This is a genomic window from Paenibacillus sp. Soil750, from assembly GCF_001428045.1.
In the GTDB taxonomy this organism is placed as follows: domain Bacteria; phylum Bacillota; class Bacilli; order Paenibacillales; family NBRC-103111; genus Paenibacillus_E; species Paenibacillus_E allorhizoplanae.
On the sequence record NZ_LMSD01000012.1, the window covers coordinates 899,977 to 922,898 of the forward strand.

The following is a 22,922-nucleotide window of genomic DNA, read 5'->3' on the forward strand; positions in this document are numbered from 1 at the left end:
AATTTCCTTTTTTAACTAAATTTACTTTTATTGGTTTGATTCATCGGTATTTCTACCTTATTAAATATATGATTACCTCCCCATTGTAAAATGAGGAAATATGAATGGATAGGTATATAAATACGAAGTATTTGCACAAAATTAAGCTATTTTTATGATGAGAATTAACAACAACTTTGATCGCCTTCAAATTATTACCTAGTTAATCGCCATACGCAGCACACGAAGATATGAAAAACTGCCTCCCCCTAAGGGAAAGCAGTCTTCGCTTCCTTATACGATCACTTTGCCGGAGTTGCTGTAGATTGCCTGATGATGAGTTCTGGACGCATAACGATGCGTTGCTTGGCTTGTGATTTCTTCTTCAGTTCCAGAATAAGCAGATCGACGACTTGCTTACCCATCGGCTCAATCGGCTGTGCAATTGTCGTAAGTGGTGGATCCGTCACGGAAGCTAGAATGGTATTATCGAAACCGATCACGGAAATATCTTCAGGAACACGCAGCTTTAATTGTTTCGCAGCCTGCAAAGCGCCAATCGCGAGCATATCATTACAGCAGAAAAGCGCAGTCGGTCGCTCGGCGGCAGGTTTCTCTAGAAGTTCAATAGCTTCGCGTTTGCCGTCTTCTACGGTATAACTACAATTCCGAACCATTTTCTCAGGGAGCCCGATACCGGCTTCCTCTAACGTGGTCACGAAACCTTTTACCCGTTCACGACTACTTGTAACTTTGGTATGTTCAGCAAGAATCGCCATGCGTGTATGACCAAGCTCCAAGAGATGCTTAGCAGATAACGTGCCACCAACGAAATCGTCAACAACAACGGTATGTACAGCCATATCCGGCATCTCCCGTGCGATCATGACAACAGGAATCGATCGCTCCATGAGTGGTGTAAGCATGTCCTTATTATCCATCCCGGTCCCGATAATCATCCCATCCACACTTTTTTGCTGAAGTAAGTTCAGATACCGTTCTACACGTTCGTCTTTATTATCCGTACTGCAGATAACGAGACTGTATCCTAGATTATGACCTTGGTCTTCAACAGCCCTTGCGATTTCAGCAAAGAAGGGATTGGAGATATCAGGGACAAGCAGGCCTAACGTATATGTCTTCTTCCCAGTAAGTGCTGATGCGATGACACTTGGCTGGTAATTGAGCTTTTCCATCACTTTCAGAATTTCAGTGCGCCGTTCTTCGCTAATTTTCCCTTTACCGTTCATGACTTGCGATACCGCTGCAATCGATACACCGGCTTCCCTAGCCACATCGTAAATGGTTGCCTTCATCGTACTACCCCATTTTTCTTGAAGAATACAGTTATTCCCCCCATTATGACGGGGCTTTCCAGAACTTGCAACCGTCTTACGACTCGCTCGGTTTCGTCATGATCCAAGCATGGTCAGGGTCATTATGAAATTTCCATATCCGCGTAGGTCCCGCCATGACATTCAAATAATACACATCATAGCCCGGAGGCGCAGATACAGGGTGATAACCACGCGGAACTAGCACAGCTTCCCCGTTTTTAACAATTAACGTCTCATCAAGTGAACGATCATCCGTGTATACCCGTTGAATCGCAAAGCCTTGCTCGGGCTGGACACGGAAATAATACGTTTCTTCCAAAAAGGACTCATCTGGAAGTTCATCACGATCATGCTTGTGTGGCGGATAACTGGACCAATGGCCATTCGGTGTAAATACTTCGACAACAAGCAAACTATCAGCAGGCTCGCTCTCAGGTAAAATATTATGAATGTATCGCTCGATATTCCCATACCCGCGGGTCTCAACGCCTACTTGTGCAGGAGCAATTAATCGTGAACGATGATTTCCCGCGCCTGGAGCTGAGCAAACAGCAAGTTGTAGTGAGGTTAACGCCGTTACTTCATAGCTATCATGGCTAGTTACATAGACAGAATACGGCGGAATCTGCTCAAACACACTCATGCGCTGACCGATCCCTTGCCATTTCTCTTCGTTCGTTTGAACATCCGCTTTGCCGCTCAACAGAACGAGGCATACCTCTTGATCGACGGTTTCACGTTTTAAGGTTTCTCCTGCTGCCAATTGGACAACTTCGAAGCCAACATACTGCCAACCTGCCGATTCCGGCGTCACTTGTAAAAGGCTGCCTTCTTCATTCGGAGAAGATGCAGGTGTTACAATTAATTTGGACATCGTAACGTCTCCCTCTTTCCTTTAAACTACGGAAGATTGCTTTAGCAATTCCAAGGCTTCGCTAACTTTCACGGGTCTGCCCAAACGGGAAGATAACTTCGCAGCCAGCGCAATCCGTTCGGCTTGAACGCCGTCATCCCCACTAACAGGCACACACTTATCATTCAAAATCGCATCAATAAACATTTGCGTTTCTTCTATATAAGCTGCTTGATAACGTTCAAGGAAGAAATGCAGCGGCTTATCACTCACGATCGAATCTGCTGTGGAGATCACAGCTGTATTCGGATGATCATTCGCAACGACCACACTGCCCTTAGAGCCAAACACTTCAACACGCTGGTCATAGCCATAGACGGCTTGACGGCTGTTATCTATGACACCCAATGCGCCATTCGCAAAACGAAGTGTCACAACCGCTGTATCCACATCGCCATGCTGGGCAAAATCCGGGTTGATCAGTACATTGCCAACCGCATACACTTCTTCAACCTCGCTGCCTGAAACGAACCGAGCCATATCAAAATCATGAATCATCATATCCATGAAAATACCACCAGAAACTTTAACATAATCAATATGAGGCGGATTCGGGTCACGAGAAGTAATTTTAATAATATGCGGATCGCCGATCCCCCCGCCTTGCACGACTTCTTGTACACGCTTGAAATTATGATCAAATCGACGGTTAAACCCAATTTGCAGTTTCACGCCAGCTTTTTTAACTTCATCAATGGCTGATACCGTTTTCGTGATATCCATCGAGATTGGCTTTTCACAGAAAATATGTTTCCCTGCACGCGCGGCTTGCCCAATCAACGGAACATGCGTATCAGTAGACGAACAAATGAAAATGGCATCGATATCTGGATGAGAAATAAGTTCGTTGCTATCTTTGGTTACGATGGAAATATGGCGTTCTGCCGCCCAAGCTTGGAGCTCTGGACCTGCAAACAGATCACTTACTGCCACAATTTCAACTTGCGGGTTCCGCAATAAATTGTCCGCGTGGATTTTACCAATTCGGCCTGTGCCGATAATACCGATTCTGATCTTTTTCATCCTAGGTTTCCTCCCGCTTTACCTGCACTTCCGAATAACTGAATTTTGGCTCTCACAGATGCAATGATGGCTTCCCGAGCTGGAATTAGATAATTCCTAGGATCATAGGCATCCGGATGATCATTCAAAAACGTGCGAATCGTTGCTGTACATGCAATTTGATTATCTGTATTCACGTTGATTTTGGCTGTACCGCACGCAATCGCTTGACGAATTTCGTCATCTGGCAGACCGCTTCCTCCATGAAGCACAAGAGGTACACCTGTCAGCTCTTTAATTTCAGCCATCCGTTCAAAACCAAGCTTGGGCTGTCCGCGATATGGGCCATGAACCGAACCAAGCGCAGGTGCTAAGCAATCGATGCCTGTTTCCTGAACCATTTTCACGCAATCCTCAGCTACCGCATACATCCCATCTGCATCATCTACAACCAGATCATCTTCACGTCCTGTGATTCGACCTAGCTCAGACTCTACAGTAACACCAAGCACGTGCGCAGCTTGCGTCACTTGACGCGTAACTTCGATATTGTGCTCTAGGGAATGATGGGACGCATCGATCATCACTGAGGTAAATCCAGCGTGGATCGCTTTGATACATACTTCATACGAGCTGCCATGGTCCAAGTGAAGAGCTACCGGCACTGTGATGCCATAATGTTCGATCAAGGCTTTCACCATGCCTGCGATACAGGGCAGTCCACCCATATAGGGAATGTAAGCCTCACTTACACCAAGAATCACAGGTGCCTGTTCAAGTTGAGCCGCTTGTAAGATCGCTTGTGTGAATTCAAGATTATTCAAATTAAATTGACCAACGGCATATTTACCATCTAACGCTGTCTGCAGCATTTCTTTCATCGAGACAAGTGCCATACCAATCGCTCCTTTCTAGCGGAAACTCGCTGTTACCAGCGAGCCGTTACCATCTTTTTACGCGTATAGAATTCCACGCCATCCGTACCGTTGGCATGCAAATCGCCGTAGAAGGATTTTTTCCAGCCAGAGAATGGGAAGAATGCCATTGGTGCAGGTACACCAAGATTAACGCCAAGCATCCCAGCATCAATCGTTTCACGGAATTGGCGTACGTTACTGCCATCTTGCGTAAACAGGCATGCACCATTCGCGAATTCAGAACGGTTGGAAAGCTCAATCGCTTCTTCGAGTGTGTCAACACGAACGATGGAAAGCACAGGAGCAAAAATTTCATCTTCCCAAATTTTCATCTCGCATTGTACTTGATCGAAGATTGTTGGGCCAACGAAGTAGCCTGATTGCCCAGTCGCGGCGTCTTTACGTCCATCACGGATCATAATTGCGCCTTCTTTTTCACCGATGTCGATATATTTCAATGTACGATCCTTGTGTCCGCCACGAATGACAGGACCTAAGAACACACCTTCATCATTTCCGTTGCCAATCGTAATCGCATCTGCCGCTTCAAGCAGCTTGCTAACTAGCGTATCCGCTACATCGCCTACAGCGACCACGACGGAACATGCCATACAGCGCTCACCGGCAGAACCGAAAGCTGCGTTCGTGATCTCCTTCACTGCAATGGATAAGTTCGCATCCGGCATGACGATGGAGTGATTTTTCGCGCCAGCTAGTGCTTGCACGCGTTTCCCATTAGCTGCTGCTGTCGTGTACACATATTCAGCCACTGGCTGGGAGCCAACGAACGAAATAGCTTTAATATCTTTGTGCTCAAGAAGGCCATTCACCACATCATGTGCACCATGAACGATGTTCAAGACACCAGCTGGTAATCCAGCCTCGTGGAACAATTCCGCAAGGCGATTAGCCAAGTGAGGCGTACGCTCCGACGGCTTCAATACGAACGTATTGCCGCATGCGATCGCGAGTGGGAACATCCAGCAAGGTACCATCATCGGGAAGTTGAATGGCGTGATGCCACCAATAACTCCGATTGGGTAACGGTACATACCAGACTCGAGATTAGAAGCAATATCCGGAAGCTGTTTGCCCATCATAAGTGTAGGGGCACCAGCGGCGAACTCCACACACTCGATGCCGCGAAGTACTTCGCCATATGCTTCGGAGTAGCTTTTACCGTTTTCTTTCGTCACGATACGAGCCAGCTCTTCCCAATGATCAACGAGAAGCTGTTGGTATTTGAATAAGACTCTTGCTCTCTTTGGTACAGGTGTACGGCTCCATGATTGAAACGCTTCTTGCGAATTACGAACCGCTTGATCAACTTCTTCTTTTGTGGAAATGGGAATATATGCAAGGATCTCTTCTGTTGCAGGATTATAAACAGGCTCCGTTTGTGTTGCGGATGATGCGACCCATTCGCCGCCAATCCAGTTTTTCAATGTATGTGTCATAGCAATTTCGCTCCTTTAGGTTGATAAGTCATTATGACGCTGTGATTTCTCCGCGATTGCAACGTTCAATATAATCATCCACTGCAGCCGCAGTTGGCATCGCATCCGAGCAGCTATGACTGGAAATCACGATACAAGCAGCTGCGCTTCCGTATTCCATACTTTTTTCCAACGTCCAACCTTGCATAACCCCATAGATAAAGCCCGCTGCATAAGAATCACCAGCTCCAAAAGTCTTAACAACCTTCGCTGGGAAGCTCTTCGCGCGATGACCGACACCATCAGGTGTGTAGGCGATAGAACCATCTTTGCCATGCTTGATAATGACAATCTTAGCGGAATAGTCGAACCATTTTGCCGCTGTGATATGATCATCTTTTTCCGGATTATGTTCAAACTTCTCCATCATGTCGAACTCTTCGCGCGTGCCGAGAATGATATCGCATTTCTCAGCAGCTAGATTATAGTACACAGCCGTCTCTTCAGGAGATGTCCATGTGTATGGACGATAATCGAGATCAAATACGATGAGTGCTCCATGCTTCTTCGCATAATTCAATGCTTGAAACACCGCTTCGCGTGAAGGACTTTGAGCTAGAGCCGTTCCGGAGATCAGCAATACTTTTGCGTTTGCGATCAGGGATTCTTGAACCTCATCTGGTGTTAACTTCAAATCAGCTACGTTATCGCGATACATCAGGATGCTGCAATCCGTCGGGCTTTTGATTTCTGTAAAAGCTAATCCTGTCACAGCGCCTGTGCGATCCGTCACGACATTGCTTGTATCAATCGAGTTACGTTCTAAATAGGTAGCAATGAAACGACCCATTTGATCATTCGCGATTTTGCCAATAAACGCTGTTTTCATCCCTAATCGGGACATACCGATCGTGATGTTTGCTGGGGACCCGCCAACATACTTCGTGAACGTCATCGTTTCTTCCATTGGACGGTGAATTTCGTTCGCATTCAAATCGATACATAATCTGCCGATAGCTACAAAATCAAGTGATTTCTCTTGCGGGAATGTCACATAGGTCATGGCCTCATTACCTGCTTTCTTTGATTAATAAAGAATGTATATAGTTCAGTGCGTTTTTCGCATATTCGTAAGCATTATGGGTTGCAGGGTCTTGCTCGCCTTCGAGCATCGCCCATCCTGTGTATTCACGATCCAATAACTCTTTGAAAATCGGTGCAAAATCAAGGCAGCCATCCCCTGGTACGGTAAACACACCTTTGCGAATACAAGTTACGAAATCAACCTGCTCCGCGCGCGCTTCATCCAGTACAGCTTGACGAATGTCTTTCAAATGGATGTAAGCAATTCGGTTGTAATGTTTGCGCAATACCGTCAACGGATCTCCACCACCGTAGTAGGTATGCCCAGTATCAAACAGCAGGTAGACCAAGGAAGGATCGGTTAGCTCCATCAATCGATCGATCTCTTCCGGTGATTCAACTACCGTTCCTCCGTGATGGTGATAGGTCAGCTTTAGCCCGTGTTCCGCTGCAATAGCTCCCGCACGGTTTAGCCCTTCTGCTAAGCTCTGCCAGCCTGCTTCATCGAGGCGAAGCACTTCTTTCTCGTTCGGTGTACGACGCGGATCAAAATGGAGTGAACCCCCGACTTCCGCTGTAGAAATGACCGTGCTGCCCATTTCTTTCAGAAATAGCACATGCTTACGGTAAGCTTCCAGTTCTTCTTCTCGGTAAGCAGGATCCGAGAACAGGACCGATTTCCATTGGGATACGAGACTGATACCACGTTCTGATAGTTCTTTCTTCAGCTCATTAATATCGGTCGGATATTTGCGCCCCATCTCCGTACCAGTTAATCCCAGCTTCTGGATCTCATCTACGATCTGTTCAAATGTGGTATCAGCGCCATGTTCCTTGACGTCCTCTCCCACCCAATTAATCGGATGTATGCCTAGCTTAAACGGTAGTTCTTCCATCGTTAGGTCACCTCTTCTTAGTTAAATGGGTTTAGCCGCTTGTATGTTTTTCTTCATTTCTTCATGGGCTGCTAACACTTTGGCGCTCTCCGAAACCTCAGGTACGCCAACTTGCCACCAAGACTCATAGCCGCCTGTGTTCGTTCCAGGTACGACAGGGATTTCAATCAAGGTTGTCACCGTTTCTGCTTTCGCTTGCAGCAGCGCTGCCTTCAGCTCTTCGGGATTAGTCGCCTTGTATGACTTCGCTCCCAAGCTGCGCGCATGTGCTGCGAAGTCAATCGGCATATAGTTTCCTGTGAGTTTACGCGTCCCAGTTTCTCTATAGCGGAATTCATTCCCGAAGCCTTCGCTCCCTTGACTGCGCTGCAGATTATGAATGCATTGGAAGCCATGGTTATCGAACAGCAGAATCGTAAATTTCTGACCCTCTTGCAAGCTCGTCACTAATTCAGAGTGAAGCATTAAGTAACTGCCATCTCCGACGATCGCATAAACCTCACGCCCTGGTTCCGCCAAAGCTGCGCCGAAGGCACCGCTTACTTCATATCCCATACAAGAGAAACCGTATTCCATATGGTACGTTTTGGGCTCAGTTGAACGCCATAAACGGTGTAAATCGCCAGGTAAACTTCCCGCTGCGCAAACAACAACCGAGGAAGCGTCAATTGTTTCATTGATCACACCAAGCGCGTGTGTTTGAGCAAACCCTTCTGCACACTCTGCTTGATACAAACGATCCACTTCTCGATCCCATTCGTCTTTCAAAGTTGCTATGTAACCAGTCTCGTAGTTGCTCGAATAATCAAGGAATGTAAGGGCTTCGCGCAATAAGTTCAGCGCTTCCTTCGCATCAGCCGTAATCGAAACACCGCCTAACTTCGAAGAATCGAAGCCGCTGATATTGATATTAATAAATTGCACATCGTCATTCTCAAAAGCTGATTTGGAAGCTGTCGTAAAGTCGGAATACCGCGTACCCACACCGATAATTAAATCCGCTTGTTTCGCTAGCTTGTTCGCAGCGAGTGCTCCTGTCACACCAATTGAGCCGACATGCAGCGCATGATTCCAAGGCATCGCGCTTTTCCCTGCTTGCGTTTCCGCTACTGGGATGCCAAACGTTTCTGCAAATTCCGCTAGTTCCTTCGTCGCTTCCGCATATAGTACGCCGCCGCCTGCAATAATTAACGGACGCTTCTTACCTAAGATCAGTGCTGCCGCTCTTTGGACAGCTTCCTGTGCAGCTGGTCGGCGATCGATATAATGAACTTTCTTATTGAAAAAGGCTTCCGGATAGTCGTAGGCTTCCGCCTGCACATCTTGGGGAAGCGCTAAGGTCACCGCGCCAGTTTCCGCAGGATCCGTTAACACCCGCATCGCTTGCGTCGCTGCACTTATCAACTGCTCAGGACGAACGATCCGATCCCAGTATTTGCTCACTGACTTGAATGGGTCGGTCGCAGATATCGTATAATCGTTCGTGACTTCAAGCTGCTGCAGGACGGGATCTGGCTGCCTCGAAGCAAAATTATCTCCCGGCAGCAGCAGTACCGGTATGCGGTTGACAGTCGCTGTTGCCGCAGCCGTTACCATATTGAGTGCACCTGGCCCAATGGAGGTTGTGCAGGCATAAATTTGTTTGCGGTTCTTTTGCTTCGCGTAAGCGGTTGCAGCATGGACCATTCCTTGCTCGTTTTTGCCTTGTATATACGTAAGGTCACCTGCGCTATACTCCAACGCTTCTCCAATCCCAGTTACATTGCCATGTCCAAATATCCCCATGACACCTTGAACAAATTTAGTCTCCTGTCCATCGATAGAAATGTATTGCTGGTCTAGAAAGCGAAGTAATGCTTGTGCCATTGTAAGTCGAATTGTACGCATGTAAATCTCCCTTCCACTCAGAGGTTAAGCGCTTAATCTTCCAATCTTTAAGCGCTCGCCCCTGTACGGGTTAAGCGCTTAATCCGATCATACAGCATTTTTATTTTACTCGCAATCCTTTTTTTTGTGCAGCTCTAACTTGAGCCCCGAATCAATAGGTGTCCAGAAAGTGTTCGCGATTCTACCTGTCGCTTACCCATTAATTCCTTCATCATTTCCATGGCAAGTTTCCCAACTTCGTCCCTAGGATAATGAATAACGCTCAATTGGGGCTCGGTAAGTGTCGTCATCAAAATATTCTCTGAACCAAGGATAGCAAGCTGCTTCGGTATTTGAATGCCATTCTTCTTGCAAACATCCAAAATACCTGCAGCCATCAAATCATTGGAGCAGATGATCGCGCTGAAAGGTAGTCCTGATGGGTGGTTGTCCACATAGCTTTGAAAGACCTCAGACGCATTTTCTAATCGGCCTGCACCGCTTAACAAAGCCTCTTCTTGCAGCTCCAATCCCTCTGCCAGCATGGCTTCTTGAAAATATTGCAGCCTATTCACATGATAGGAGGACGATTCCTTATCGGTCATGTACCCGATGCTTGTATGCCCATTGTCCTTCAAATGTTGAATAGCCTGCCTGTAAAGAACAGTCCAGTCTACATCAATAAAGGGTATTCCCCGTTCTTCGGCATTCGGGCTTTTGGTCACAGATAAAATAGGGACTTCCCATTCCAAAATTCGGTCGTATGTCTCCGTCTTCAGCTGCTGACCAAGCAAGATAATACCGTCCACCCGCCCGCGTAATGATGATATTAATTGCTCTTCGGTATCCGGCGTATAGCTCTGGAAAAATACGAGAAAGTCTTCTTCTCTCGCAGCGGATTCAATATGTAATAATAAGCCTGCCTCGAACGGATTCCCTAGATAGTTCACCAATACTGCCAATTGACCTGTCTTCTTCGTTTTTAAACTTCGGGCCAAGAGGTTAGGTTCATATCCCAATTCTTTCATAGCTGCGAGAACTCTCACTCGCGTTTCCATCTTTACGTTGGTCTTGCCGTTCAGTACATAAGATACGACGGCAACGGAGACACCCGCACGTTCTGCTACTTCTTGTCGACTAGCCATTCAATAACCCCCCGAACTCTCTACTCGAGTAAATTATACTCAAAAAACGCTTGGCAAGCAACGAATGGGATGCTACAATGTGCTCAAGATACGATATTTACTCGAGTAAATCAATAGGAGGCTATGAAAATGAAATCTCTTCAACAAGCATTTGATGTTGTCGTTTGCGGTGGAGGCCTCGCCGGCTTTTGTGCCGCTGTGGCGTCGGCAAGGCATGGTGCAAAGACTTGCCTGATTCAAGATAGACCTGTTTTTGGAGGCAACAGCTCCTCAGAAATTCGCGTAACACCACATGGTGCGGCTGCCTTTCATGCCTATGGAAGAGAAACAGGGATTATCTCCGAACTGCTTATTGAAGAACGAGCTGTCAATCATGAGAAAATTCGCGAAAACGGTTGGACGAATAGCGTGTGGGATATGGTTATGTACGACATGGCTGTCAAAACGCCGAATCTGACTTTCCATTTGAATACCTCCGTAAACAACGCACAAGTGACGGACGGTAAACTCACTTCGATAAAGGCTGTTATCGCAAATGCGGAGACTGAGCTTGAAATTAAAGGAAATGTCTTCATCGACTGTACAGGCGACGGTGTCATTGCTGACATGGCAGGCTGCGAATGGCGTTGGGGCTCCGAGGGCCGAGAGGAGTTCAACGAACCTCATGCACCACTTGTTGCCAGCTCTGATACCATGGGAAACTCCATCCACTTCCGCGCCAAAGATATGGGACGTCCTGTACCATTCAAAGCACCTGACTGGGCAATCCATCACGAAGATGCTGACTTTTTTTATAAGCAAGGTCGCACTTTCTATGACACAGAATCCGGATTTTGGTGGATTGAGATCGGTGTCCCTTACAACACGATTTATGATAATGAAAATATTCGTCACGAGCTGACCCGACATACCCTCGGTATCTGGGATTGGATGAAAAATCGCGACCCGCTGCTGAAAGAACAAACGGCGAATCTTGCACTGGATTGGATCGGTCAAGTTCCGGGTAAACGAGAGAGCCGCCGAATTATGGGCCGTTACTTCTTGACCGAACACGACATTCAAAAACGTACCGTATTCGAGGACGAAATCGCTTATGGCGGCTGGTTCGTCGATCTTCACACACCTGGCGGACTTCTGGCTCCTACTGCAGAACCAGCAAGTGCTGAAGGTTATAACGAAACGAGCGAATATGCCCAAAAAAGCTATTGTGGACCTTACGGTATACCCTTCCGCATCATGGTCAGCAAAGATATTAGCAACTTAATGATGGCGGGACGTAACGTCAGCGTTACCCATGCAGCTCTTGGAACCGTCCGTGTCATGTCAACGACAGCCCTGATGGGGCAAGCTGCAGGTACGGGTGCTGCTTATGCATTGAGCAACCAATTGAACCTGTCCGACTTGTCAGGCGAACATATCACACAAGTACAGCAAACGCTGCTCCGCGACGGCTGCTTCCTCCCTAATTATAAGAATGAGGATGCCAAGGATCTGGCTAAACAGGCAACGATTCGTGCCAGCAGTACTGCCTCTATTCATGGCGTCGGACCTGAGAGCCGCGATTACACATTCGGCTTCCGTTCGAAGGCTGAGCAAGAAGCTAGAAAGTACAAAGTGGAGCCGCTAACCTTCAAACGCGGGCAATGGATTGCCATCGAAAGAGGACGCATTGAAACCCTCTCTGTCTGCTTGAGCAATAACTCGAATCTTCCCCAACAGGTGTCAGCCAAAATAATTCCAGTAGATCACATTTGGGATTATCGGACAGACACGGGAGTCGTTTATGCAGAAACGACTTTCACAGTTCCGGTAGGACAGCATATTTGGGTAGAATGGCCTTTAAATTGGCAGGACCCTTCGGTTGGCAGCCGTTACATTCAACTCCAACTAGGTGTTAATCCATCGGTAGAATGGCATTCGGCTAATCATATCCTGCCAGGCCACATTTCCGCTTTCGACATGGGCAGAGGGAAAATGCGTCGCTATCTGAATGATGGCGGTACGCTCAGCTACCGGATAACACCAGCTCAGCAAAGCTATGGTGCAGTCAATGTGACTAGCGGTGTGACGCGTCCTCACCAATACACCAATATGTGGATGTCCGATCCCGCGCAACCACTGCCACAATATGTGGAGCTGGAATGGGCGAATTCGCAAACGATTCGAGAAATTCATGCCACTTTCCCTGGGCATTTGCTTCAAGAGTACCACCGCTATGAGCCTTTCTATCGTGATCCTCAATGTCCGAAAGACTATACCATCGAGGCGTATATACAAGGGCAATGGATTGCCATCTTGCATGTTGAAGGGAACTACCAACGGTTGGTTAAACATACATTGGATCAAGAAGTTCAGACTGATCGCATTCGCTTGACAGTTAAAGCAACGAATGGGGATTCCTCTGCAGCCATTTATGAGATTCGTTGCTATAGTTAATTCCCAACAAAAAAACTTGCTCATATTTTGAGCAAGTTTTTCATGTTTATATGTGACCATGCACCTGATGATTACTTACTGCTTCTGTATTCCTTCGGTGACATTTGAAACTGCTGCTTGAATACATTCGTAAAATAATTCGGCTCATCAAACCCAATAGCGCAAGCAATTTCAAATATTTTCATATCCGTATTCCTCAGAAGCAAGGCCGCTTTATCCATACGAACCCGGGTAACGAATCGTGTAAAACTTTCTCCCGTTGTTTTTTTGAAAACAACACTGAAGTAGCTTGGATTTAAATGAATATGAGCAGCCACATCCGTCAATCGGCATTCCTCATTGTAGTGTTCCTCAATATATTTAATGGCCCGCTCAACCACATTATCACTTTTGGACGCTTGCCATTGATTGAATTGAAGCAGGAATTGCTTCACTTGCTGGGCTGCCCAATCCAACACCTCTTTCGGAGTCCAGTGGATCTGCGGCATTTCGTTCGGCAGCCTAGCCAGCGCATTCTGATCGTCAGGATCAAACTGCTTCTGAATAGTCCCGTGCATCGCAATAGACAATGACAACGCGCCAAGTCGCATCTCCTCAGGCGATGTGAGGCTTAGCTCCTGTATCACGCGATTCAACAGCACGTGCAGGCTGTCCTCTTGTCCCACTAGAATGGATGACATGAGCTGAACTTCCATCTCTCTGACCCTTGCCTGATTAAGGGACAGCATGATCCCCGATCCCGCTTCACTTCCGCTTAAAGAAGGAAGCTTAATGGGATCTGAGACAGCCTCTTTTGTTAACAGATACAATTGTGCCAAGTCAATTGCGGGAGGCGCTACCCCCATGGAAACTATGCTTGTGCGAATTTTCAAATATTCAAAGGAGGCCGTTGGAATACTGCTTTGCAAAGTTTCCTTTACCTGATGTAGTCCAGCCACTAAGAGGAATGTGTCATGTTCCACTAATAATAGGCGGGCTTCCAGACCCGCTCCTTTCACAAGCTCTTCCACAATGTTGGAGAAAGCAAATTGCAGCAAGCTCATGTCCCTTTTACCATTCGATCTATTCGCCATATCCTCATTATTCATATGCAATAACCACAATTCTTTACCAGACAACGCTTGGTTCAAGCCAGGCAATGTGCTCATTTCATAAGGAAGGTCCAGTAATACCGCACGAAGCTCTTGATCTTGTTGCAGCTGTCTTTGCAAGAGTTGTTTCTGCTGATGCGCATACTTCTCATAGAACCGTTCTGACGCTTTGTTCATGATCTGACGAACGTCTTCTTCCGTACACGGCTTGATCAGAATATCTAACGCTCCCAGCCTAACAGCGGCTTGTGCGTATTCGAAATTTTTGTATCCTGTCAAAATAATCACGATCATCTCCGGATAATTCTTCCGCAGATGCCCTACGAATTCGATACCATCCATAATGGGCATCCGAATATCCGTTAAGACCAAATCAGGTTGAAGCTCCTCAAGCAGTACCAAGGCGTCCTGCCCATTCCCCGCTTCACCGACCACTTGCCAGCCCAGCTCTCCACCTTGCAGCATCTTGACTAGCCCTTTTCTAAAATTCAACTGATCTTCGACAATCAACACTCTTCCACTTCTCATTCCAGTGTTCTCCTTTCATCATTCGTTAGAAGAGGCAGAATAAGACGCATGTTGGTTCCACTCCCCACGAGGCTTGAGATTTCCATGCGGAACGGAGGGCCATACACCAACTCAATCCTTCTCACAACACTCCGTACACCTAGACTTTCTCGTCCATCCGTACGATGAGGCAAGGAAGAGCCCTGAACTCCCAATATTTGTGAAACAGCCCTCTCATCCATGCCACACCCATTATCGGTAACATCAATCTCAAGGAAGTCGTCGCGGCTGCTTGCCTTGATGATCAATACTTTATGTGAAACCATATTGCGAAAAGCATGCATAAATACATTCTCAACTAAGGGTTGAAGCAGTGAACGCATCACCTGCACGTCCATGACATCCTCATCTACTTGAATGATGGTTTCCAAATCCGTTTCAAACAGTTCCTTCTGTATCTTCAAATAGTTACGGATCTGCTGGAATTCTTCTTTTACGGTCGTCAGCGTTCGAACAGGCATCAAGGAATATTTGAGCATTTCCGAAATGGCAGCGATCAAGGCCGCAGTCTCCGTTTCATCTTGCAGATATAGCTTCCAATAAATTTCATTAAACATGTTGTGTAGAAAATGAGGATTTAATTGCGCTTGTAAAGCTTTAAGCTCCGCTTCTTTCTCACTTAATTGCGTGAGATATACTTCCTTAATTAACCGTCCGACCTGTTCGGCCATTGCATTAAAGCTTTCGCCCATATAAGCTAACTCATCATGGGTCCGTATTTCGATACGTGCATCGAAATCACCCGAGCGAACCCTACGAAGTCCTAGCATTAAATCCTTAAGTGGACGGAGTAGATTCCCCGTGGAAAGTACGATTAAGACACTGGCAAGTAGAATACTAACCAAACCAGAGTAAACAATCATTCTGAATAAATCGCGACTTCTAGATTGAATCTCTGTTAACGAAGTTCCACTAACGAGCTTGAAATTGGTTACTTCGGATTCTCCTTGTACATACAAATGATGCTCCATTAATTGCGTTTGGTTCAAATTCTGAAGCACTGTTAGTTGATCTACATGAACGGGCGAATTCGTAAATAACAGTTCTCTATTCTTATTAAACAAATATACTTGCCCTTGGCCTGCTTTAGTTAGCTCCTTCAGTGATCCCGAGAAGAAGGATTCATCGAAAGCCATAACAAGTACACCGTACGTCGTCAAACTACTATTTTTCATAAACCTTGCCACAATAATCGTATTTCTATAACCGCTTGGCTCAATAGACGATGCTAATGGCACGCTAATCCACACGAGATCGCCAGAGGTATCGCTAATTTTGGAACGAATCACCTTGAATACATTTTCATCAGGGACATTAATGGCAGAAGTCGTATAGCTGAAATACGATGGATTCCCATTTAAGTCATATAGGTACATCCCTGTAATATACGGCGCATCTGATTTGAGTTGGTAGATCTGATCTTCGATTTGCTTCTTATCAAAATAACGCTCAAAGGCGTCGGAGCTTTCATTCAAATTAATGCGTGAAATCAACTTTTCGATGGCTGGATTAAATACAACCGTTTGCGAAATACGAACAACTTCTTGCACCTTAAGGTCCAGCTTCGCTAGCGCTTCTTCATTCGTACTGGTAAATTGCTTACTGATCTCTTCCTCGAACAACGTTAAGTTATAACGATACGTTAAATACCCGGTCAAACAGAATGCCAATAAAATAATAATGGATAAACTGAGAATAAGTTTCACCCTGAAGCTGCGATTAATCATAATTACATTTCGAATCCAGGCTAGCATCTCATTTACCCCTTTGCTTATTAATGACCGAGCCTTAAACGATATTATAACAACATTAATCGCTTTCCCGCTAATTTTTTAGTTTCAGAACCAAAACAAAGCAAAAACCGATGTTCCCAAGTTAAGGGTCATCGGTCTTTTACATCTAACTATTGTTTGAAAGTGGTCAACAACCGCTTAACGGACTCACCATATTCGTTCGTGAACGTCTCAAATACTTTGACCTGAATTGGGAAATCAAGTTGGTTGGATCTTGCGTTTAAATCTATTGTGTTAGTTCCATTGTACAAACGGCCTTCGCCTGACAAGGCTTGAACTGATTTTCCAACAGGATTTCCAACATTATCGAATAATTCGAATGAGAGCCTACTATTAAACTTATCCACCGTAACTTGCTTATCTGGCTTCATACTTAGATCTAGCTTCAGCTTATAATCATAACTCATATTGGCTTGGAAAATAGCTGAAATCGTCCAATCTTTGATGGTGATTTCATAGGGATACACGTTTAGTACTTTACTCGTCAGGTCATTTTTCTGAACAGGTACCTTGGCCGAGGCAAGAAGTGATTTATACGATATGTCTCCATTAGATTGTTGACTGTAGAGGTTCATTTTAAGACCTTCACCTGTCTCCGAAGCTGGAAGTGCATACGAATAGCTGACGACATAGGAAGCATTAGGAACAACACTTAGTGCTGTAGCTTCCTGTCTTCTTCCTCCATAAGCATAACCATCTAAACTAACAAGCTCCGTTTGAATAGCTGGAATTGGGATCGGACGGTCACTATTGTTCGTCAATTTAAACTTTGCCACTGCCGTATTGAAGCCATCATCTTCATTACTTGTTACATGTAATTCGACCAATGAAAGATCAACATTAGAAGGCACGAATTTATTCGTTGCATCTAGCCTAACTGGCGTACCTAATGTATATTCGGGGGCTGGGATGACTCCCTGCGTCACAGCATCTGTAGGAAGAAGAATATTGACACGACCTACCCGGTAGGTGTCTTCAAGGAACTTACCTTCACCCAATGAAACAGCAAAACTCTCTGGTGTGACTACATTCAGGCTGGTGAATTCCGTATCCAGCTCTGTTGGAATGACGATATGGATATATCGCTTCTCACCGGGATCTAGCGTAACTGCAGCTTCGGCACGACTACCGGAATAAACCTTACTTTCTGACTTTCCATCAATCCCAAAATTAGGTACAGTCTGACGTTCTTTGGTTGCATTTACGACTTGAATTTGAACTACCGTGGAAACGCCTTTCGCTGTAATTTCCTTATGAATGTCTACAGGAATGAAGCCAAGTGGTGAGCGCGATGATGGTAAGGTAAAGGCTTCTCCCCATTTAAGAATAGCAGATGATTTCGAGATGGTACTGTCACTGCCGTTCCATACGATACCAGCATCAACAGGGATAGTTAGCAGTGTTGTTTCTTTTTTCGGATACACGTCCATATCCACATCTATAAAGTTGAGGCTCGTTAGATCAACATCGTCACTCCGTTCAACTATCGACAGGTAGCTAAGCTCCAGCTGACTCTTGGGTTGAATGGACTTCGGATTTTTGGCACTAGGCTGCAGTATATATTCAATACCGTCTGCCATCAGAACCCGTAGTTCAAAGTCAGGTATACGCGTGATTTTATCGCTCGTATTTCTAATGCGAAGGACTGTACCTAACTTAGTGGAATCCGATTCATGCTCATTGAGCATGCTTTTTATTTCAACCTCAACTTTATTGGAAAGCGCGTAGCTAACATTCGTGCTTGCTGCAGCTAGTGCTGACAAGTTCTGACCATCCGCAGCCCATGCGGGTAATGATGCTGTAGATAAAAGGACAGCTGATAGAACAAGAGTAGCTAGAGATCTCTTCATCTTGATATTCACTTATGTCTCCTCCTCATAATTATTAGGTTAGTTACTTACTTTTACCGTGTCTTGATCTTTCAGTTGATGTTGTCCGGAAATTACCAGAATCTCTCCTTCTTTGACCCCAGAAATAACTTCCTGATTCGTCTCATTCAAACGACCAAGTTCAAGTTTACGCTTTTGTACCTTATCGCCGCTTACGACATAAACAAAGTTATTTCCGCCTTCACGAACGATGCTAAGGCTTGGAATAACAGGCACGTTTTGTTCATCTTCTTTGGTTAGTTCCACTTGTGCCTTCGATCCTGGTTTCAGCTTGCCCTCCGGATTCGGGACTTCCAATTCCAGATCATAAGCTTTGGATTGTCCATTAATAACATCCGATAAGTAGGTTACTTTGGCTCCGGCTTTCGTCGTTACGCCAGGAATGTAGAATGTCAATTCACTCTTACCTCTAACAAGATTAGCTGACTCTTCACTAAGTTGGGATTTGATTTTAACTGGATTCGTCTGTTGAACTTCCCCTACGCGACCGCCTGGCGCTACTGTCTGACCGACCGTCACATTGAGATCCGTCAGCACACCGGAAGCTGGTGCTTTTACCTCCAGATTGCTCAGAGCCCTCTCGATATTCTTCGCATTTACTTGCGCTGATTCTAAACTGGACTGCGCTTGTGCCAGCGAATTCGTCTCTTGCATGGTTTTCAGCGATCTACGTTCGCTGGCCAGATCTTTTTTGGAATTGTTTAGCTTCGTTTCCATCTGTTCTAAATCGGATTTCGCTGCTGTTCCTAGATCGTATTCATTGTGAACCCTGCTGTAAGCCTTCTCTAGGTCACTAACCGCGCTCTCCATCTTAGCAACACGGTCTTTGGCATCTTCGATACCATTCGATGTATTTTGCTTAGCCGCTGTAAGTCCAGCCTGTGCTCCTTTGATACTTACTGCATTCAGATCTTTTTGTATCAGCACATCCGTTGGATCCAATCGGAAAAGCACTTCGCCTTTCTCTACGATATCTCCACGTTTTTTCAGGATTTCAACAACTTCGCCACCGGACTTGGCAATAATATCTAATTGAACGGATGATACGACATCACCCACTTGTTCTAGAGGTTCACCAATCTTTTGCTTTGTGACTTTTGCCGTTTTCACTACCTTATCCCCTTGCTGGGCAGCTGTTGTTGCCGCAGGGCTTACTGCTGGTGTTGAGGAACATCCTACGGCTATCGCCGCGCTAAGCGCGAGGACACCGAATATCTTGGTGCTCTGTTTGATCATAAACAACTGACGTTTCATATTCATTTTCCCCTTTTCCCCGATATAGATGATTAACGTGCAGGTGCTACTTGCTCTGATTGAATGGCATTCGGCTTACCTTTTCTCTTGAAGAGGCCGCCTTCTCTTTTCTTAAATAGAATCTCATAAATAATTGGCACGATTACGAGCGTTAGTAGAGTCGAAGTCGTAAGACCACCAATAACGACAACGGCCAAACCTTTGGAAATGATCGTTCCTTTGGATAATCCAAGTCCTAAAGGCATCAGTGCAAGTATCGTTGCACCTGCCGTCATGATAATAGGTCTTAATCTCGTAATGCCGGCTTCAATGAGTGCGTCACGAATCGAATAATCTTGCTCTCTCAGCTGCTGCACGCGGTCTACGAGTACAATCGCATTGGTTACAACGATACCAATTAGCATGAGGAAGCCGATGAGTGACGTTACGTTGATCGATTCGCCGGTTATTAGTAGTCCTAAGAGGCCCCCAATAGCTGCTAGCGGCAGTGAAAACAGAATGGCAAGCGGCGCTCTAGCGTTACCAAAGGCAATAACCATAACCATGTACACAATGAAGATGGAAGCTATAATAGCCATAAACATTTGCATGAAACTTTTTTGAATATCGTCGGATACACCCTTTACTTCACGAGTGACGCCAGAAGGCAGTTCTAACTTAGCCAGTTCTTCGGTAATTTTCTTGCTGACGCCACCTTTATCCGTAGCATCAATTTTGGCTCTTACACTCACGATTTGTTCTTGATCTTCACGACTAATGCTGTTAGGTGCCTCAATTTGTTCAACACGAGCTACTTCATTTAACTGTATCGTTTGACCAGTAGGCGTCTTGATTAAGAAAGTACCCAATTTATCCACGGAGTTTTTGTACATAGGATTCAACATAACCTTCGTGGCGTAAGTGATGTTATTAAATTTCAAATCACCTAACTTCTCTTCTGCTATCCAGGCGTTGACTGCTTGCAAAATTTGAGCACTTGAGAGACCATACAATCGTGCTTTGTTTTGATTTACGACAATCTCGACTTCCGTTTTGGAATCACTCAAGCTGTCTTTAATGTCATTCAGCTCAGGGAATTCCTTCATTTTATCTTTGACCAACTGGGAAGCTTGCTTCAGGTAAAGCTGGTCATCCCCTTTCAGGGAATAGGAGAAGTCAGCTCCTGTTGCGGTAGGAGGTCCTCCTGTAAACAGTGTAATATTCACATCTGATCCATCTGGCATCAGTTTCAACATGTCTTCTTTATACGTTTTGACTCCCTCAGTCGCATTGGTTTCAGCTGTTAGCTCGAAGAACATCATTGCTCGATAAGCAAATCGATCACTGCTTTGGTTATATCCAACAAGAGATTCAATGTACTTGAATGCAGGTTTGCCAGCTTCATCTGTGTGTAATTTTAGTTCTTTTTCAAGTTCTTTGGACTTCTCATTCATCATTTCAATGGATGTTTCTCGCGGCATTTTAATCTCAATTACACCTTGTTTGACTGCTTCACTATCCGGCATAAAAGCTACTGCTAAATTAGGTACTGTAATGAAAATCGAGATTATAAGCGCAACCCCAGCCATAAATAACGTTTTGATTCGGTTATTCAAGGACCATATGAGTGCTTTCCTATATTTCACACCCATTGGGCCGACGTGACTGTCATCATGACTTGCAAGCTTCTTGCTTTTAAGCACCATAATCTTCGCTAACATTGGAATTACCGTTAGTGCCACAATTAATGATGACATTAGGGCTACGACAAGTGTTATAGCAAAAGGACGGAATACTTCACCAACGACACCACTTACGAATCCAATGGGACCAAATACACCGACTGTTGTAATGGTAGAGGAGGTAATTGCGCTGGAAACTTGTTTCGTTGCTAATTTAATAACAGATTCATTACGATCTTGAGCTTTTTGCAGCTGACTATAGATATTCTCAATAACGACTATACTGTCATCCACGACTCGCCCGACTGCAATGGCCATCCCACCTAAAGTCATGATGTTGAGGGAAATGCCTAGAGGACCCATAAATAGTAACGTAACAAGAATGGAGAGAGGAATCGACACGAGTACGATGATTGTCATACGTGCATTGCGTAGGAAAAGCAAGATCATTAATGAAGCAAGTATGGCACCTAATCCACCTTCTTGCACCATGCCGTGGATAGAATCTTTAATATCGTTGGCAGAATTATAAATTTTGTGGAACTTTACGCCAGGCAGCGTTTGGCTCCAGTCAGTCATTAGCTTGTCAGCACTATCTGCAAATTCTACCGCATTCGCAGCTTTCGTTTTGTAAAGCAGCACACCAATGGCTGGCAGATCATCTAATCGGGCAATGAATTTGGACTCACTGATTGCTTCTACTTTGGCAATTTGTTTGAGAAGCAGTGTATCGCCTGTTTTCGTGGTGATTTTCAAGTTATCCAAGTTATAAATTGTATCTAGTTCACCTTTGACTCGAACCATCTGTGTGTTTCCATTGAAATCTACTGTACCTGCCGGGCTAGATACCAATGAAGCTTTGATTAAACTAGAAACTTCTGATGGTGTTAAACCATAATTATTTATCGCAGGCGCATCAAGCTTAATAGTAAGAACAGCATCCTGATTGCCTACAGAGTCGACATGGTCAATTCCCTTGAGCCCATTAAAACCAGGAAGAATTGTATCTTTGTAGGCTTTATCCAGCTCGGTTTGGTTCATTCCTACCTCACCGTAAACGGCCAAATAATAGACAGGGTCAGAAGCAAAACCTGCTGTTAACACTTTGGGCTTCTCAGAGCCTTGAGGCAGCTTAACGTTAGATATCAAGCTCTCTACATCTTTCTTAACATCTTCCGGCTTCTTATCTTGGTCCAACTCCAGGATAATCTGTGAGTAATTGTCCTGTGATCCGGAGCTTAGGGTCTTGAGTCCATCCAACCCCGCAACAGCCTTCTCTAATGGCTTCGTAATTTCATCAAGGACATCCTTCGGGGGTGCTACATAGGTCGTGCTAATAATGACAACCGGGAATGTAATATCAGGCATACTTTCTACCTTTAGTGTGGTAGTAGAATAAGTTCCTCCTACGACCAACAGCAGCATGACGATGAAAATCGCTGCCACATTTTTCATTGAAAACTCAGTTAACTTTGACATTCTCACTTCTCCCCTATCACCAGCTTTAATGCTTACATGCTTACTACTCACTCTTACATTTTACTTGGAATTTTTTAACAGTAAATATCCTAAAGTTGACAATTCCATGTATGCTCGATCGGATTTATTATAGCTTTTCATTGTGATTAAAACAGGTGAGTAAAGTCATATTTAAGTC

At 45.2% G+C, this 22,922-nt stretch carries 15 protein-coding genes; 1 reads left to right on the forward strand and 14 read right to left on the reverse strand.

What is annotated here, in order from left to right; genetic code table 11:
- Positions 1-281: 281 nt before the first annotated feature.
- The 9 genes from ASL11_RS15845 to ASL11_RS15885 form a co-directional block, all read right to left on the reverse strand.
- A complete protein-coding gene (locus tag ASL11_RS15845; protein WP_056616043.1) occupies positions 282-1,295 on the reverse strand; it encodes a LacI family DNA-binding transcriptional regulator in 1,014 nt (337 codons plus the stop codon).
- Between the two features lie 76 nt (positions 1,296-1,371).
- Positions 1,372-2,190, reverse strand: a complete 819-nt coding sequence (iolB, locus tag ASL11_RS15850) for a 5-deoxy-glucuronate isomerase (RefSeq protein WP_056616046.1) — start codon at positions 2,188-2,190, stop codon at positions 1,372-1,374.
- 21 nt (positions 2,191-2,211) lie between these two features.
- Positions 2,212-3,252, reverse strand: coding sequence for an inositol 2-dehydrogenase (gene iolG / locus ASL11_RS15855; RefSeq protein ID WP_056616050.1), 1,041 nt, complete (start codon positions 3,250-3,252; stop codon positions 2,212-2,214).
- Positions 3,249-4,127: a class II fructose-1,6-bisphosphate aldolase gene (gene fba, locus ASL11_RS15860; RefSeq protein WP_056616054.1), complete on the reverse strand. Its 879-nt coding sequence runs from the start codon at positions 4,125-4,127 to the stop codon at positions 3,249-3,251. Before fba ends, iolG begins: the two co-directional genes overlap by 4 nt.
- Positions 4,128-4,159: 32 nt before the next feature.
- The gene (locus ASL11_RS15865) at positions 4,160-5,605 is read right to left on the reverse strand and encodes a CoA-acylating methylmalonate-semialdehyde dehydrogenase (RefSeq protein ID WP_056616058.1); all 1,446 of its coding nucleotides are present in this window, start codon (positions 5,603-5,605) and stop codon (positions 4,160-4,162) included.
- Positions 5,606-5,636: 31 nt separating this feature from the next.
- Positions 5,637-6,647 (reverse strand): 5-dehydro-2-deoxygluconokinase, encoded by a 1,011-nt coding sequence (gene iolC, locus ASL11_RS15870; RefSeq protein ID WP_056616063.1) that lies wholly within the window; start codon positions 6,645-6,647, stop codon positions 5,637-5,639.
- 7 nt (positions 6,648-6,654) lie between these two features.
- A complete protein-coding gene (iolE, locus tag ASL11_RS15875; RefSeq protein WP_056616066.1) occupies positions 6,655-7,563 on the reverse strand; it encodes a myo-inosose-2 dehydratase in 909 nt (302 codons plus the stop codon).
- A 21-nt stretch (positions 7,564-7,584) separates the two neighbouring features.
- Positions 7,585-9,450 (reverse strand): 3D-(3,5/4)-trihydroxycyclohexane-1,2-dione acylhydrolase (decyclizing), encoded by a 1,866-nt coding sequence (gene iolD, locus ASL11_RS15880; protein WP_056616070.1) that lies wholly within the window; start codon positions 9,448-9,450, stop codon positions 7,585-7,587.
- 134 nt (positions 9,451-9,584) lie between these two features.
- Positions 9,585-10,574 (reverse strand): LacI family DNA-binding transcriptional regulator, encoded by a 990-nt coding sequence (locus tag ASL11_RS15885; RefSeq protein ID WP_056616073.1) that lies wholly within the window; start codon positions 10,572-10,574, stop codon positions 9,585-9,587.
- A gap of 129 nt (positions 10,575-10,703) precedes the next feature.
- On the opposite strand from ASL11_RS15885, the gene ASL11_RS15890 reads away from it, so the two are divergent.
- Positions 10,704-13,010, forward strand: a complete 2,307-nt coding sequence (locus ASL11_RS15890; RefSeq protein ID WP_056616076.1) for an FAD-dependent oxidoreductase — start codon at positions 10,704-10,706, stop codon at positions 13,008-13,010.
- Between the two features lie 71 nt (positions 13,011-13,081).
- Here ASL11_RS15890 and ASL11_RS15895 read toward each other — a convergent pair whose 3' ends face one another.
- The 5 genes from ASL11_RS15895 to ASL11_RS15915 form a co-directional block, all read right to left on the reverse strand.
- Complete coding sequence (locus ASL11_RS15895) at positions 13,082-14,629, reverse strand: response regulator transcription factor (protein WP_056616079.1); 1,548 nt, start codon at positions 14,627-14,629, stop codon at positions 13,082-13,084.
- Entirely contained in the window at positions 14,626-16,422 is a 1,797-nt protein-coding gene (locus tag ASL11_RS15900; protein WP_056616081.1) for a cache domain-containing sensor histidine kinase, read from the reverse strand. The genes ASL11_RS15895 and ASL11_RS15900 overlap by 4 nt, the downstream gene beginning before the upstream one ends.
- Positions 16,423-16,571: 149 nt before the next feature.
- Complete coding sequence (locus tag ASL11_RS15905; protein ID WP_056616085.1) at positions 16,572-18,323, reverse strand: hypothetical protein; 1,752 nt, start codon at positions 18,321-18,323, stop codon at positions 16,572-16,574.
- Between the two features lie 27 nt (positions 18,324-18,350).
- Positions 18,351-19,604, reverse strand: coding sequence for an efflux RND transporter periplasmic adaptor subunit (locus ASL11_RS15910; RefSeq protein ID WP_082595492.1), 1,254 nt, complete (start codon positions 19,602-19,604; stop codon positions 18,351-18,353).
- 32 nt (positions 19,605-19,636) lie between these two features.
- The gene (locus tag ASL11_RS15915; RefSeq protein WP_056616090.1) at positions 19,637-22,744 is read right to left on the reverse strand and encodes an efflux RND transporter permease subunit; all 3,108 of its coding nucleotides are present in this window, start codon (positions 22,742-22,744) and stop codon (positions 19,637-19,639) included.
- Positions 22,745-22,922 lie beyond the last annotated feature (178 nt).

Excerpts from the sequence above, each read along its gene's own strand:
- iolG (WP_056616050.1), bottom strand. The coding sequence starts at position 3,252 with ATGAAAAAGATCAGAATCGGTATTATCGGCACAGGCCGAATTGGTAAA.
- ASL11_RS15900 (WP_056616081.1), bottom strand. The coding sequence starts at position 16,422 with ATGCTAGCCTGGATTCGAAATGTAATTATGATTAATCGCAGCTTCAGG.
- ASL11_RS15865 (WP_056616058.1), bottom strand. The coding sequence starts at position 5,605 with ATGACACATACATTGAAAAACTGGATTGGCGGCGAATGGGTCGCATCA.
- iolD (WP_056616070.1), bottom strand. The coding sequence starts at position 9,450 with ATGCGTACAATTCGACTTACAATGGCACAAGCATTACTTCGCTTTCTA.
- ASL11_RS15845 (WP_056616043.1), bottom strand. The coding sequence starts at position 1,295 with ATGAAGGCAACCATTTACGATGTGGCTAGGGAAGCCGGTGTATCGATT.
- fba (WP_056616054.1), bottom strand. The coding sequence starts at position 4,127 with ATGGCACTTGTCTCGATGAAAGAAATGCTGCAGACAGCGTTAGATGGT.
- ASL11_RS15895 (WP_056616079.1), bottom strand. The coding sequence starts at position 14,629 with ATGAGAAGTGGAAGAGTGTTGATTGTCGAAGATCAGTTGAATTTTAGA.
- iolC (WP_056616063.1), bottom strand. The coding sequence starts at position 6,647 with ATGACCTATGTGACATTCCCGCAAGAGAAATCACTTGATTTTGTAGCT.
- ASL11_RS15890 (WP_056616076.1), top strand. The coding sequence starts at position 10,704 with ATGAAATCTCTTCAACAAGCATTTGATGTTGTCGTTTGCGGTGGAGGC.
- iolE (WP_056616066.1), bottom strand. The coding sequence starts at position 7,563 with ATGGAAGAACTACCGTTTAAGCTAGGCATACATCCGATTAATTGGGTG.
- ASL11_RS15915 (WP_056616090.1), bottom strand. The coding sequence starts at position 22,744 with ATGTCAAAGTTAACTGAGTTTTCAATGAAAAATGTGGCAGCGATTTTC.
- iolB (WP_056616046.1), bottom strand. The coding sequence starts at position 2,190 with ATGTCCAAATTAATTGTAACACCTGCATCTTCTCCGAATGAAGAAGGC.
- ASL11_RS15910 (WP_082595492.1), bottom strand. The coding sequence starts at position 19,604 with ATGAAACGTCAGTTGTTTATGATCAAACAGAGCACCAAGATATTCGGT.
- ASL11_RS15885 (WP_056616073.1), bottom strand. The coding sequence starts at position 10,574 with ATGGCTAGTCGACAAGAAGTAGCAGAACGTGCGGGTGTCTCCGTTGCC.